This window comes from Bradyrhizobium sp. BR 1433 (genome assembly GCF_051547665.1).
In the GTDB taxonomy this organism is placed as follows: domain Bacteria; phylum Pseudomonadota; class Alphaproteobacteria; order Rhizobiales; family Xanthobacteraceae; genus Bradyrhizobium; species Bradyrhizobium australafricanum.
Window position 1 is genome coordinate 2,117,335 of record NZ_JBPUGG010000001.1, and the last position, 11,602, is coordinate 2,128,936.

Here is an 11,602-nt window from a genome sequence, read left to right on the forward strand (position 1 = left end):
ATTACCTAGCCGCGACCGACAGCCGATTCCAATCATGTCAGCACTGTGGCACAGTGATTCGGCTTCTTCGTCGGTCGCGTTCGCGTCTCTGGGGAATAAGAGGATCCGATGCTGCGCGCCGTTCGTCCGACACCGACCTGCACCCGGTTCAAGACCAGCATAGAGATGCCGTGCATGAAGTGCGGCACGCAAATGCGGCTTGCCTTGATCGAGCCACGCGACCAAGTCTACGACGTGCTGACCTATCAGTGCACGCCTTGCAATTCCGGTGAAAGCTTCCTGAACGCGCGCTAGGCTGCGCGCCTGTTCAGTCGCTCAGCACGGCGGCCCCCGCCTCCGTCAGCCCGGGCTCGTCGTCATGCAGTTCGACCAGACCGAGCTCAGCGAGGACGTGCAGATCCTCATCGCTGACCGGTGACAATTTGAGCCTGCCGGCCTGAATATCTCGCAAGGTCCAGCGCAAGCCGAACGCGCGCTCGAGTGAAAATTCCGCGAATGGATTATTTGCCATCCACCTCGACTAGTGCGGCATTTGGATCAGACTTTGTCGTTGCCACGGCGGCTTCATGGACACCACAGATAGATGGCGGCTGGCGCGATCAAGGCGCACAATGCCTCGATCGCGCCGACGCTTCATGCTTTGCTCGCAGCGGTTCAGTAGCGGTAGGGATCGATATCGAGAAGCGGGAATGCGCTGAACACGCTCGGCAGGTTGGTCGGCATCGCCGGATGCAGGTAGGATTTGTCCAGTTCGGCAAAGCTGGTGACACCGAGCAGACCGAGGCAGCGGATCACCTCGTCCTCCAGCAGTTCAAGCATCCGGACAATGCCGGCCTCACCGGCTGCGGCGAGCGCCCAGCACTGCAGCCGGCCGATGCCGACAAGATCAGCGCCCGAAATGATAGCCTTCACAATGTCGGTGCCGCGGCAGAACGAGCCGTCGACCATGATCTTGGCACGGCCGGCGACCGCCTGAACGATCTCGGGCAGGACATGCATGGACCCACGGCCATGGTCGAGCTGTCGGCCGCCATGATTTGAGACATAGATCCAGTCGACCCCGTGGTCGAGCGCGATCTTGGCGTCTTCGGCGGTGGCGATCCCCTTGAGGATAAGTGGAATCTTGAACTTGTCCTTGATCAGCTTCACCGTCCGCCATTCCAGACCCTTCTGGAAATCGCCGCCGGTGGCGCGGATGCGGCTCTCGCGAACATAGCGCTTGGCTATGTCGCGTTCGCGCCGGCTGTAATGGGCGGTGTCCACCGTGAGGCAGAACGCGGCGTAACCGTTGTCGATGCTACGGCTGACCACATCCTCGACAAAGGCATCGTCGCCACGCACATAGAGCTGGAAGATGCGAAGCGCATCCGGTGCCGCCCTGGCGGTGTTCTCCAGCCCGGGCTCGGACACCGAACTCAGCATGTGCGCCGCGCCGAACGTTCCCGCTCCGCGCGCAACGGCCGCGCCCGCATCCGGATCGAAGATCTCGAGCGCGCCGACCGGGGCGATCATCACGGGAAGCCGGAGCTTGCGTCCGAATGCCTCGGTGGAAGGATCGACGTTGATGACGTCGCGCAGGACGCGCGGCCGGAACGCGATCTCATCGAGCGCCATTCTGTTGCGGCGCATCGTGGTCTCGGTCTCCGAGGCGCCGACGATGTAGTCCCAGGCGTTCTGATTCAGCTTGGCGCGGGCCTTTCGCGCGAATTCGTGCAGGTTCTGGAATTCCTCGCCGCTGGCGCCGAGTTCGACATTGCGCGCCTGTCGAATGGGGGTCCCGTCATTCATGGTGTTTCTTCTCCCGATTTGGCCGGCACATTAGCCGCAGACAAACCGGAAAAGCTACCACCTTGAGCCGCGAATCCTGCCAGCGAAGGCCAGCTATTCGCTCGTGAGATAGATCGGCTTCCGACGCGAAGCGGTCCGCGTCCAGACGGCCTCGCCCGAGGCGAGCTAGCTGCCGGAAAACCGGTTTCGGTACTCGGTCGGCGATACGCCGAGGTGGCGCAGGAAGGCCCGCCGCATTCGCTCGTCATCGCCAAATCCCGCGCGCTTGGCGACCTCGACCACGCCGCCGATCTGGCGGCTTTCGAGCAGCAAGCGCGCCGTCTCCACGCGCAGCGCCTCAACGCCGCTTGCAGGCGTCATGCCGGTGCGGCTGACATAGGTCCGGGCAAAGGTGCGAGGCGTCATCCCCGCCTTTTCCGCGAGGGTCTCGACCTTGAGGTCGCTCGTGATGTTCTCGATGATCCAGGCGTGCAGCGCGCTGAAGCGTCCCTCGACGTCCGATGCCTGTGCGGCAAGGACGGTGGAGAACTGGCTCTGACCGCCCGGCCGTTTCAGAAACACCACAAGTCTGCGCGCAACATCGAGCGCGATAGTGTGGCCGAAATCCTCCTCGATCATGGCGAGTGCCAGATCGATGCCGGCGCTGACCCCGGCCGATGACCAGACCCGTCCGTCCTTGACGAAGATCGCGTTGGGCTCAACCCGGATATTGGGAAAGCTATCCTGCAGACGGGGACAATAACGCCAGTGCGTTGCTGCCCGCTTGCCGTCCAGAATCCCGGTCCAGGCCAGCGCAAATGCGCCAAGGCAAACCGACGCGATACGGCGCGCCTTGGGCAGCGCCTCCGCGATCCAGTTCATCAACTTCGCGTCGTTGCGGATCTTCCAGATGCCGGGCCCGCCGGGGATCACCAGCGTGTCGACCTCGGCGGGCGCAATACTGTCGATCGGCGCCGTGTCGATCATCATGCCGACATCGGTCGGCACCAACCCGCCGGAGGTCGACAGGTAGGATAGCGAGTAGTCCGGTCCCGGCAGCTCGATCGCTTCCAGTTCTGCAAACACCTGCGCCGGTCCCGAGATGTCGAGCAAGGTCACACCCGGAAAGGCAACGATCGCGATCCGCCGCGTTGCTTTCTTGTCGCGCGGCTCTGGCCGGGGCGCTTTGGCAGTTTTCGAGGGCATATTGTCCTTTAAGCCATTCGAGGCTGCCCTGTATAGCTCGCAATGGAATTCTGGAGTTCTGCCATGCCGCGAAATCTGGGCAGCGGATACGAGGCGATCAAATCGCCTTGGACGGATTACGCGATCTACAGTCTACCCGATGCCTCTCGGGTCGAAGCCTGTGACCGTCAGCCGCTGATGGACGCCATGAACGCCATCATTGCCGTCAACTGGCAGGCCACCGAGCCGCACTGGACAACAACCTCCTCGCCCTTCGACAAGAAGTATAGCCTGATCCTTGTCTACGATCGGTCCGGCCTCATTGCCTTCTCGGTCTACCGCGTCCTGCAGATGTCGGCCGGACTTGGAATTTATCGCAGCGGCACGGAAGTGCTCCCGGCGCACCAGGGCCGCGGCTTCTACGGATTCTTCACATCGGAAGTCCTGAAATGCTCCGGCGCCGCCGCGAGAGCCGAGGGCAACGTGCTCTACGGCTGGCGAACCCGCAACCCGATCGTCTGGGCAGCGAACGCTAAGATTTGCGAAAAAGTGACTCCATCCTTGCTCGACGATACGCAGGATCTCGCCCTGCAGGCGGCCTGTATCGAGATGTGCACCTCGCTCTATCCGGGCAAGCCGCTCGAACTGCCCGACATGATCATGCGTGGCGCTTACGGCCACATTAAGCACCATCGGCAGGCCTATCATGGCACCGCGTCGCTGGTCGATGCCGCGATGTCGCGGAAGATTCCGAATTCTGCGGATGCCCTTTTCTCGGTGGGTTACGCGAGGGTGTGATGTCGATGCTCGGACAACAAGCTGTTTATGCCCCGACGTCGCGCTTCACCGATCGCGCCTATCTCGCGTGGACGGCGGTGGCCATCGCCTACGCCATCGCCTTCCTGCAGCGCGTATCGCCGCAGTCGGTCAGCCTCAATTTCATGCACGACTTCAACACCGACGCGGCCGGTGTTGCGATGCTCGCCTCAAGCTACTTCTGGGGCTACACCTTGATGGCAGATTCCGGCAGGCCTTCTGGTCGACCGTTACGGCGTCAAGCGCGTCGTCCTCGTCAGCATGATCGCCTCCTCGCTCGGCAGCGCCGCGTTCGCGCTGGCGCCGAACCTGCTCGACGTTTTTGTTGCGCGCCTGATCGTCGCCTGCGGTGATGCGCTGGTCTTTACCGCACTCCTGAAGCTCGTGGCACAGAGCTTCGCGGATGAGCGATTCGGCATGATGTCGGGCATCTCGCAGGTCTCGGGCTATGTCGGTGGCGTCATCGCGACCACGCCGCTTGCAGCCGCGGTCTCAGGCTTTGGCTGGCGGGCCTGCTTCCTGTTCATCGCCTGCATTGGCCTCGCCAACCTCGCTTTCGCCAAGCTCGCGCTCAAGCCCGATCCGGCCTCGCACAGCAACAAGACGCTGAAGGGCGTGGTGCTCGCCGCGCGGCAATCGCTGGCCCATGTCGCGAACTGGGGTTGCGCAATGACGTTTGCGTCGCACTTCGCGGTAGTGACCACACTGTCGGGCGTCTGGGGCATTCCGATGGTCGCGCACTTCTTCCATATCTCCCCGACAGCGGCCGGCACGCCCCTGCTCGCCTTCATGATCGGCAATGCGCTCGGCTCGATCTTCCTGGGTCACGCTGCCGATCGCGCCGCGGCGGCGCTTGACCGCGCGCTGATCGGCATTTGCGTGCTGCGCATGCTGCTGATCGCGATGTTGCTGCCGCCGATCGCCCAGACATTTGGTCTCGCCTACGTCACCGTCGCGTTCACTGCCTTGGGGCTCGTCGCCGGCGGCACCGTCCCGCTGGTGCTGAAATGCGTCAAGAAGCTCTACACCGCCGATCTGATCGGTGTGGGCGCATCCGTGAACACCACTGCCGCCGGAATTTTCGCCGGCATCTCGCAGCCCATCATCGGCTTCGCGATGCTCGCCGCCAGCAACGCCTCGGGGACCGACGCCGTACACAACACGGCCGCGATCGGCGACGGCGGCTACAGCGCCTTGATTGTCATTCTGCTTCTCATGTCGCTGCCCGGCATTGCCGGGCCGCTCTTGATGAGAAGCAAGTTGATAGCTCGTTAGTGTGGTTATGAGTGTAGGGGGTGTTATGGAGCGCTTGTTCTTGAGAAAAGGCGAAGTCGCGTCAAACTTTCCGGTCAGCAGCTGGCAGAGCGTGATGTTCTCCGAGTTTGAAGCGCAGATGAGCAGCGAGGCAAGGCCGTTCCCTTGCGTGTTCGGCGTGACCGGACATCGCCAGGACCAGCTCCGCTACCTTTTCCTCGATCCGTATGATGTGGCAGTGCTGGGCGAGCAACTCGGGCAATATGTCTCGCAGGCGCGCTCGTTCGGTCCCAACACCTCGTTGATCGTGTTCACGCGGCCCCGCCCGGTGCAGACGCTCGATGCTTATTATCGCAAGATGTGGCTGACGCTCGACCAGCTCGCACGGCTAGACAAGAACCCGTGGCCATCAGAGATTCCGGAACAGATCGACCATCCGATGTGGGAGTTCTCGTTTGCGGGCGAGCCGATCTTCGTGGTCTGCACGACGCCCGCGCATGTGATGCGGCAAAGCCGCCGGTCCAGCGCGTTCATGCTCACGTTCCAGCCGCGCTGGGTGTTCGAGAAGATCCTCGGGACGGAGAAGGCTGCGAACGCCGCGTTCGCGGAGGTGCGCAAGCGCCTGATCCCGTACGACAGCGCGAGCCCCTCTCCGCTTCTTGGCCGCTACGGCGCAACCGACGGCCGCGAGTATCTGCAGTACTTCCTGCACGACGACAACAATGCGAGCTCGGGCTGCCCCTTCGCCAAGCTCGCGCAAAACAAGACGCCACCGATCGCGAACAAGGAGCAGGCAGCATGACCCAGATCATCGCAGGCACGAAGACTGAATTTGCCATCGACCCTGAGATCCTGAACCTGCTCCCGGCCCAGGGCTCGGTCGAACTGCAGCATGATGCGGCCGGCAAGGTGCATCAATTCCATACTCATCCGGTCGACGAGATCCTGATGATCATCAGCGGCCGGCTGCACTTCATCTGGGATGGTGGCGAGCGGGTGGTCGGCGCCGGCGATACCATCCTGCTGCCGGCCGGTACCCGGCATCAATCCGAAGCGCTCGAGGGCGGCGCAATCTACGTGATCGCGACGCAAACACCCGCCAAGCCGATGAGCAACTGACGCACAGGAAGGATTTGCGAGCACCTCAGGACAGTGAGGGATCGCGCGGCGGCTCAACCGCCAAACGTTCGACCAGCTCGATGACCTCGGAACGCTGGTCGGGCGCAAGTCGAAGGAAAGCCTTCAACAGTCGCAGGCTTTCCAGTGTTTCGCTCGATGGAGCTCCGAGCTTCTTCTGCAGCTCTGCAACGTATGTGGGATTTTTCATCTCGCACCTTAAGTGAGGATTACGAATGGCATACCCAGGTAAGCGTGAAGGCTTGGCCCAGAAGGTCGACACCGCAGCACAAGAGGCCGAACGCCTCGGCCTCACCACGGCAACCCTCATCCTCCGGATGGCACGCCTCGAGATTGATCGGGCGGAGCCCGAGGAAGTTGAAAGTATGCCAAGGAACAACTTGCGCAGCAAGCCGAACTGAGTTCCCGAAACGGACCAGCTCCAAGGCCGCCGGCGACGCGCCGGGGCCTGCGACGCCTGAAAGACATCTCGCCAGGCGAGAGGCTTTCCTCTCGCCTGCCGTCAGATTGTTTTGCGAATAGTTGATCTTTTGTGCAGGCTGAGCACGCTGGAGCGTTTTCGAGCGAAGCGGATACCGGTTCGCGTCAAGGAGACGCGTCAAACTAGAAGCGACAGCCCCTTTCCGATTCCATCGGAACGGAGGGCTCTAGCCGGTGTTGCCTGCCTTGCCGAACGCGCCGGCCTCGGCCAGCGCGGCGATGCGCCGGTCGTCGTAGCCGAGCGTCTTGCTCAACACGTCCTTCGTATGCTGACCGAGCAGCGGAGCCGCAACAGGATCAACGGTCGGCGTCAGGCTCATATTGACCGGCGACTCGATGTTGGGAACCGAGCCGGCGGTTGGATGCGCAATCCTGCTCAGGCGATGCCGGTCGCGCACCTCGGGCGCATTGAACCCCTCCTCGACCGTCCGCAGATAGCCAACCGGAATGTTGGCCTTCTTCATCTTCGCCATCCAGTTCTCGAGCGTGTCGCCCGCAAACACGCTGGCAATGATCGCGCGCAGCTTCTCCTTGTTGGCGGTCCGCGCCTTGCGGTGAGCAAACTCGGGATCGGTGACGAGATCCGGACGTTCCAGCACGTCGGTGACCAGCCGGCGATACAGCCGGTCATTGGCGCAGGCCATGTAGAGCGGACCATCGGACGCCCGATAGACGCCGACGGTCGGCGAACCGTTCGGAGAGTTGCCGAAACGGCCAGGATTGTTGCCATTGATAAGATAGGCCATGCCGTAGAAGCCGGTCATTGACACCGCGGTGTCGATCAATGCGACCTCGACCTGCTGACCGCGACCGAGCCGATCGCGCGCAATCAGCGCCAGCAGAATGGCGTTGCAGGCCGACATGCCCGTTGCCATGTCGACGATCGGCGGCCCGGTGCGCACCGGCTCGCCATCCGGAAAGCCGTTGAGCGACATGAAGCCGCTTTCGGCCTGCGTGATGGGGTCGAAGCCCGGGCGCAGCGCGAAATCGCCTTTACGGCCGTAGGCGGAGATCGAGCAATAAATCAGCCGCGGGTTGGTCGGCGCCACCGACGCATAATCGAGACCGAATTTCTTCATCACGCCGCCGGAGAAATTCTCCACCACGACGTCGGCCTTGGCAATCAACGCGCGCGCAACCTCGAGCGCGGCCGGATTGTTGAAATCGAGCGCAATGCCGCGCTTGTTGCGGTTGAGGCTCAGATACGCTGCGCTCTCCCCGCCGATCTCGGCGTGCTCATAGGCGCGCGTGTCATCACCGCCATCCGGATTCTCGATCTTGATGACTTCGGCCCCGAAGTCGGCCAGCGTTTGCGTGCAGGCCGGGCCGGCCACGACGCGGGTGAAGTCGACGACCAGCAGGCCGTTCGAGCGCCGTCGGAACTCCTCCCCGCGCGGCGTGCGCCCCGGCAATTCTGGTCTGGTCATGTCTGACGCTTCCTCTGTTATTTTATCAGGCGAAATACGAGGGTCCCTGCCAAGACCGGCACTGCTCGCCTTTTAGCGGAAGCTCGTCAGCAAAACCAAACCCGGATTTTGCAGGGCGGGACCTTCGTCCGACATGGCTGTCGATGGCCAAAGACGACCGGGCGGCCGCCGACATGGTCGGACGCCTCGCATACGAAGCAAGCCTGCCGGATACCGAACTGTGGGGCGCGAAGCCCATACGCAGGCGGGTGGCGGCACGCCGCCGCCACCCGCCTGCGTGATCTATTCGGCGATCATTTCGCCGGAGCCGCCGAACTCAGCCGGAAAATCCTTCAACTTCGGCAGGCCATCGCGTATCTGCAGCACTGCCTCGGAATAGTTGACGTGAACGCCTGGGTTGAATTTCAGCGTCGGGATCGTTGCGGTGAACACGTCGACGAGCCCGAGCGTCGGGTGGTTGGTCATCAGGTGACCGCCGCACTTCGTGCAATATTTGCGCTGGCTCATCGCGGTCTTCTCGAATGTCGCGATGTGGTCGGCGCCCTTGGTGACCTCGACCGCCTCGGGCTTCCAGAGGCTGAACGCATTCACCGGACCACCGGACCAGGAACGGCATGAGCGGCAGTGGCAATAGCCCATTGCCTCAGGCTCTCCGCTGACCTTGAGTTCGACGGCGCCACAAAAGCAGTTTCCAGTGTGATTCATCGGTCGTTTCTCCCTTGGGTTATTTTGATTGGGCTCCGCGTCGACATCGATCCACGTTGCTCGTGGTGTTCGTGATGCAGAGAAGATGTCGACAGGTGCGTAGCCGCGGCGAACTCCCTTGCGTGGACGTACCAGACCCTTCCTTGCGCGAGAGGGCTCGAATGCAGGCAGGTCGTCGACGCGACGGAAGTTACATGAGAGTCCGCGCCGCTGTCGACCATCTTCACAGCCTTGGCCGGGCCCAATCCCGACCGCACACAAGGAAGGAGTTCAGTGTGAGGCAATGCACAGTCATGCGATGATGGCTGCCGTGCCGGATTTCCTGCGCGACAAACCGCGTCAGATCAGCGACGGTCCTTCACCGGAACCCTGCCTGCCGTCGCAAGCCCGTACATCAGTGCCAGCCGATCCAGGCATTCCTTGAGACGCCGCGCAAAATAGTCCTGCCAGCGCTGCGTGCGCAGCCCGCGCCGCTGTCCAACCTGCTCCATGGTCATGCCGAGGATCAGGACGTCGTGCACCAGCGCCGAACCGTCGGCGCCGAGCTCATGCTCGGCGCGATTCAGGCGCAGCGTCGCCTGGCGCTGCCCCTCGGTGATCGGCTCGCGTCGCAGGCCGCCATCGACGAATTCGCGTGTCGTATCCACCGCGCGCGGCCCGCGCTCGGCCTTTTCCCAGTCGTTTTGGAACGCCCGGCCACTCCGATATTGCGTATCGTCGATCTGGCGGTGCGCGTGCAACCGGCCGAGCGGATCGTTGCGGATCGAGCGAAAGGCAACGATCTTCTCGCCGGGCTCGAGCGCAAGGGGATTGTCGACGTCGACGGTCGCCACCTCGGCATTAAAGGGCAGATCCTGGGCACGTCGATCGTGCGCTCCGACGGGATCGTACGGCTTCCGGCGCTTGGCTCGCGGCATTGGTAACCTCCAAAATGTCTGGTGATGGGCGCGCGGAGGCTTCCGCGCGATCGCGGTTGCGGACCGATATCCGTCGGTCAGGTGATGAATTGCCTCAACCGGCCCCGATGGCTTGAAGCCAGGCGGCGCTCAATACCGGCCTCGCCGTGGCCTCAGGATCGCGACTCAGGTGAAAATGCGGGGTGCAGTAGCTCGAACCCGACCGGCACGGATGACCGCAGAAGGTCATCGTCTCGCCGTCGCTATCTCCGCCATAGGGATAGCGGCAGTCTCCGGGCTTGAGGTCGAGCAGCGAAAGATGCCGCGGCACGACCGCCGCGCAACGAAGCTGCGGCATCTCCACCGTTTCAGTGAAGATCTTTGGCCCGCGAAGCAGATCCGGCGTCAGTTCAGTGTGCCCTTCACGCAGCCGCCCGATCCTTGGGAGCTCCGGCAGGGACGGTTTGGGCGGATCGAGGTGCCCCGGCAGGGACGGCTCGAGCCTTTCGAGGCCCGCCAACCCCATGCGCTGCGCTCGGCTGAGCGCCGCGTTGCGCGTATAGGCCGTATTGAAGGTAGCGTTGATCGTGTCAGCGATTTCCGAATAGGACAAGCCGCGGGCGCGGAGATCCTGCAGGGCTGCCGAATGCTCCGGCAGCCAGTTCATCATTTCCATTCCAAATTCCCGTTTCTGTCATTCCGCCGGCGCCTCGCATACCTTCCGATATTCCGAAGAAAAAGTCAAGCTTGTTTCTGATAATCGTAACGGATATAGTGTCTCCGGGTTTGGGAAAGGATGAAACATGCTGGACGCGGCGCTGATCGAACGAGCACTGGAAAAGACTGGGAAGAGCAAAGGCGGGCTTGCCCGCGCGATGGGGGTTCGGGCCGGGGCGGTCTCCGAAATCCTGTCGGGAATAAGGTTGATCAAGGCATCCGAGATTGCCCCGATCATGGAGTATTTGGAGCTGAATTCGGTGCCGATCGTGGGCCGGGTCGGCGCCGGCGCCTCGATCCAGCCGGAGCTTGAACAGGTCCCGCCGGAGGGTCTCGGCGAAATCGAGCTTCCGTTCCCGATGACGGAGGAGACCGTCGCTTTCGAGGTCTCAGGCGATTCGATGCTGCCGAAATACGAGAACGGCGACGTCATCGTGGTGTATCGCGAGCAGCGCTATCCGCTGTCGAGCTTCTACGGAGAGGAAGCTGCAGTCCGGCTGAAGAGCGGCGAGCGGTATCTGAAGACGATCGAACGCGGCAGTTCGTCCGGCACCGTCAACCTCAAGAGCTTTAATGCCAAGCCGATCAACGGCGTAAAGCTCGAATGGATCGGCGAAATCTGCGTCACCCTGCCTCGCGGCCAGATCGAAAGGCTGCGCGGCAAGTCGGCGGCGAAGGGTCGCAAATCTGCCGGACGCAGGGCGGCCGATCGTCCGAGAAGTAACCGCGCTGCTTCAGGGACCGGCCGGACCGATTCGGACGCCTTCGGGCCGAATCGGTCCGGCGGTGCATGCCTGAATTTCGGTTTTCAACAATTCACCTTGACATACTTCCGATTATCGGAAATAATGCCCGGTGACAATCAGAACATCGAACGATCAGGCAATGCAGTATTTCGTCGTGATGATCGACTATGGCCGCCGTGGCCGCGAGGCGATCGTCGATCCCGAAATGACACGACGCGACGTAGTCTCACGAATCGCCTCGGGCGAATATACGAACATCAGCTTCATTCACGAGATTGCCGAGCGTTCGATCGAGGATGTCACGGACGACCTGCTGGCCGAGGCCGCCTTACCGGAGCTCCCCCGACCGTCGCGAACCTGCAAGCCAATACGCTGGATCACGCCCGCGACCTGCGCAAACACGAACCGATCTGACACCGCTCACGAGTTGATTGCGAAAACGTGATCTTTCTTGAGCCGGCCACTTGGCCGG

At 62.3% G+C, this 11,602-nt stretch carries 15 protein-coding genes and 2 pseudogenes; 9 read left to right on the forward strand and 8 right to left on the reverse strand.

All coding sequences use genetic code 11. The features are described from left to right. The first annotated feature begins 108 nt into the window (after positions 1-108). The gene (locus ACSKB9_RS10690; RefSeq protein ID WP_018272817.1) at positions 109-294 is read left to right on the forward strand and encodes a hypothetical protein; all 186 of its coding nucleotides are present in this window, start codon (positions 109-111) and stop codon (positions 292-294) included. A 13-nt stretch (positions 295-307) separates the two neighbouring features. Here ACSKB9_RS10690 and ACSKB9_RS10695 read toward each other — a convergent pair whose 3' ends face one another. The 3 genes from ACSKB9_RS10695 to ACSKB9_RS10705 form a co-directional block, all read right to left on the reverse strand. Next, a complete protein-coding gene (locus ACSKB9_RS10695; protein WP_438073042.1) occupies positions 308-511 on the reverse strand; it encodes a hypothetical protein in 204 nt (67 codons plus the stop codon). Between the two features lie 143 nt (positions 512-654). Then, positions 655-1,788 (reverse strand): alpha-hydroxy acid oxidase, encoded by a 1,134-nt coding sequence (locus tag ACSKB9_RS10700; RefSeq protein ID WP_229188822.1) that lies wholly within the window; start codon positions 1,786-1,788, stop codon positions 655-657. Between the two features lie 165 nt (positions 1,789-1,953). Further along, on the reverse strand, positions 1,954-2,973 hold the full coding sequence (locus tag ACSKB9_RS10705; protein ID WP_018272820.1) for a GlxA family transcriptional regulator: 1,020 nt from the start codon (positions 2,971-2,973) through the stop codon (positions 1,954-1,956). A 42-nt stretch (positions 2,974-3,015) separates the two neighbouring features. On the opposite strand from ACSKB9_RS10705, the gene ACSKB9_RS10710 reads away from it, so the two are divergent. Genes ACSKB9_RS10710 through ACSKB9_RS10730 form a run of 5 tightly spaced genes read left to right on the forward strand, consistent with a single transcriptional unit; the run spans position 3,016 to position 6,141 of the window. Then, positions 3,016-3,750 (forward strand): hypothetical protein, encoded by a 735-nt coding sequence (locus ACSKB9_RS10710; protein ID WP_082654035.1) that lies wholly within the window; start codon positions 3,016-3,018, stop codon positions 3,748-3,750. Next, a complete protein-coding gene (locus tag ACSKB9_RS10715; RefSeq protein ID WP_438073044.1) occupies positions 3,750-4,121 on the forward strand; it encodes a hypothetical protein in 372 nt (123 codons plus the stop codon). The genes ACSKB9_RS10710 and ACSKB9_RS10715 overlap by 1 nt, the downstream gene beginning before the upstream one ends. Then, the gene (locus ACSKB9_RS10720; RefSeq protein ID WP_438073046.1) at positions 4,030-5,043 is read left to right on the forward strand and encodes an MFS transporter; all 1,014 of its coding nucleotides are present in this window, start codon (positions 4,030-4,032) and stop codon (positions 5,041-5,043) included. Before ACSKB9_RS10715 ends, ACSKB9_RS10720 begins: the two co-directional genes overlap by 92 nt. A 40-nt stretch (positions 5,044-5,083) precedes the next feature. Continuing rightward, entirely contained in the window at positions 5,084-5,824 is a 741-nt protein-coding gene (locus ACSKB9_RS10725; protein ID WP_229188818.1) for a YqcI/YcgG family protein, read from the forward strand. After that, positions 5,821-6,141, forward strand: coding sequence for a cupin domain-containing protein (locus ACSKB9_RS10730; protein WP_057020532.1), 321 nt, complete (start codon positions 5,821-5,823; stop codon positions 6,139-6,141). The genes ACSKB9_RS10725 and ACSKB9_RS10730 overlap by 4 nt, the downstream gene beginning before the upstream one ends. Positions 6,142-6,166: 25 nt before the next feature. Here the strand turns inward: ACSKB9_RS10730 and ACSKB9_RS10735 are convergent, their stop codons facing one another. Beyond that, the gene (locus tag ACSKB9_RS10735; protein ID WP_016847357.1) at positions 6,167-6,349 is read right to left on the reverse strand and encodes a hypothetical protein; all 183 of its coding nucleotides are present in this window, start codon (positions 6,347-6,349) and stop codon (positions 6,167-6,169) included. Between the two features lie 52 nt (positions 6,350-6,401). On the opposite strand from ACSKB9_RS10735, the gene ACSKB9_RS10740 reads away from it, so the two are divergent. Then, positions 6,402-6,560: a hypothetical protein gene (locus ACSKB9_RS10740; protein WP_225645895.1), complete on the forward strand. Its 159-nt coding sequence runs from the start codon at positions 6,402-6,404 to the stop codon at positions 6,558-6,560. 246 nt (positions 6,561-6,806) lie between these two features. Here ACSKB9_RS10740 and ACSKB9_RS10745 read toward each other — a convergent pair whose 3' ends face one another. The 4 genes from ACSKB9_RS10745 to ACSKB9_RS10760 all read right to left on the reverse strand — a co-directional run bounded on the left by ACSKB9_RS10745 (position 6,807) and on the right by ACSKB9_RS10760 (position 10,343). Next, the gene (locus tag ACSKB9_RS10745) at positions 6,807-8,066 is read right to left on the reverse strand and encodes a CaiB/BaiF CoA transferase family protein (protein ID WP_438073049.1); all 1,260 of its coding nucleotides are present in this window, start codon (positions 8,064-8,066) and stop codon (positions 6,807-6,809) included. Between the two features lie 282 nt (positions 8,067-8,348). Then, positions 8,349-8,771 (reverse strand): GFA family protein, encoded by a 423-nt coding sequence (locus ACSKB9_RS10750; protein WP_038376562.1) that lies wholly within the window; start codon positions 8,769-8,771, stop codon positions 8,349-8,351. A 344-nt stretch (positions 8,772-9,115) separates the two neighbouring features. After that, entirely contained in the window at positions 9,116-9,688 is a 573-nt protein-coding gene (locus ACSKB9_RS10755; protein ID WP_438073051.1) for a DUF6456 domain-containing protein, read from the reverse strand. Positions 9,689-9,782: 94 nt separating this feature from the next. Beyond that, positions 9,783-10,343, reverse strand: coding sequence for a GcrA family cell cycle regulator (locus tag ACSKB9_RS10760; RefSeq protein WP_057020535.1), 561 nt, complete (start codon positions 10,341-10,343; stop codon positions 9,783-9,785). Between the two features lie 127 nt (positions 10,344-10,470). Here ACSKB9_RS10760 and ACSKB9_RS10765 point away from each other — a divergent pair. Together ACSKB9_RS10765 and ACSKB9_RS10770 are read left to right on the forward strand one after the other, a co-directional pair. Further along, positions 10,471-11,073: pseudogene (locus ACSKB9_RS10765) on the forward strand (LexA family transcriptional regulator); the annotation flags it as partial. 196 nt (positions 11,074-11,269) lie between these two features. Beyond that, positions 11,270-11,544: pseudogene (locus ACSKB9_RS10770) on the forward strand (hypothetical protein). The last annotated feature ends 58 nt before the right edge of the window (positions 11,545-11,602 follow it).

Coding starts and splice junctions, on each gene's coding strand:
- ACSKB9_RS10690 (WP_018272817.1), top strand. CDS start 109: ATGCTGCGCGCCGTTCGTCCGACACCGACCTGCACCCGGTTCAAGACC.
- ACSKB9_RS10695 (WP_438073042.1), bottom strand. CDS start 511: ATGGCAAATAATCCATTCGCGGAATTTTCACTCGAGCGCGCGTTCGGC.
- ACSKB9_RS10700 (WP_229188822.1), bottom strand. CDS start 1,788: ATGAATGACGGGACCCCCATTCGACAGGCGCGCAATGTCGAACTCGGC.
- ACSKB9_RS10705 (WP_018272820.1), bottom strand. CDS start 2,973: ATGCCCTCGAAAACTGCCAAAGCGCCCCGGCCAGAGCCGCGCGACAAG.
- ACSKB9_RS10710 (WP_082654035.1), top strand. CDS start 3,016: ATGGAATTCTGGAGTTCTGCCATGCCGCGAAATCTGGGCAGCGGATAC.
- ACSKB9_RS10715 (WP_438073044.1), top strand. CDS start 3,750: ATGTCGATGCTCGGACAACAAGCTGTTTATGCCCCGACGTCGCGCTTC.
- ACSKB9_RS10720 (WP_438073046.1), top strand. CDS start 4,030: ATGATCGCCTCCTCGCTCGGCAGCGCCGCGTTCGCGCTGGCGCCGAAC.
- ACSKB9_RS10730 (WP_057020532.1), top strand. CDS start 5,821: ATGACCCAGATCATCGCAGGCACGAAGACTGAATTTGCCATCGACCCT.
- ACSKB9_RS10735 (WP_016847357.1), bottom strand. CDS start 6,349: ATGAAAAATCCCACATACGTTGCAGAGCTGCAGAAGAAGCTCGGAGCT.
- ACSKB9_RS10745 (WP_438073049.1), bottom strand. CDS start 8,066: ATGACCAGACCAGAATTGCCGGGGCGCACGCCGCGCGGGGAGGAGTTC.
- ACSKB9_RS10750 (WP_038376562.1), bottom strand. CDS start 8,771: ATGAATCACACTGGAAACTGCTTTTGTGGCGCCGTCGAACTCAAGGTC.
- ACSKB9_RS10755 (WP_438073051.1), bottom strand. CDS start 9,688: ATGCCGCGAGCCAAGCGCCGGAAGCCGTACGATCCCGTCGGAGCGCAC.
- ACSKB9_RS10760 (WP_057020535.1), bottom strand. CDS start 10,343: ATGGAAATGATGAACTGGCTGCCGGAGCATTCGGCAGCCCTGCAGGAT.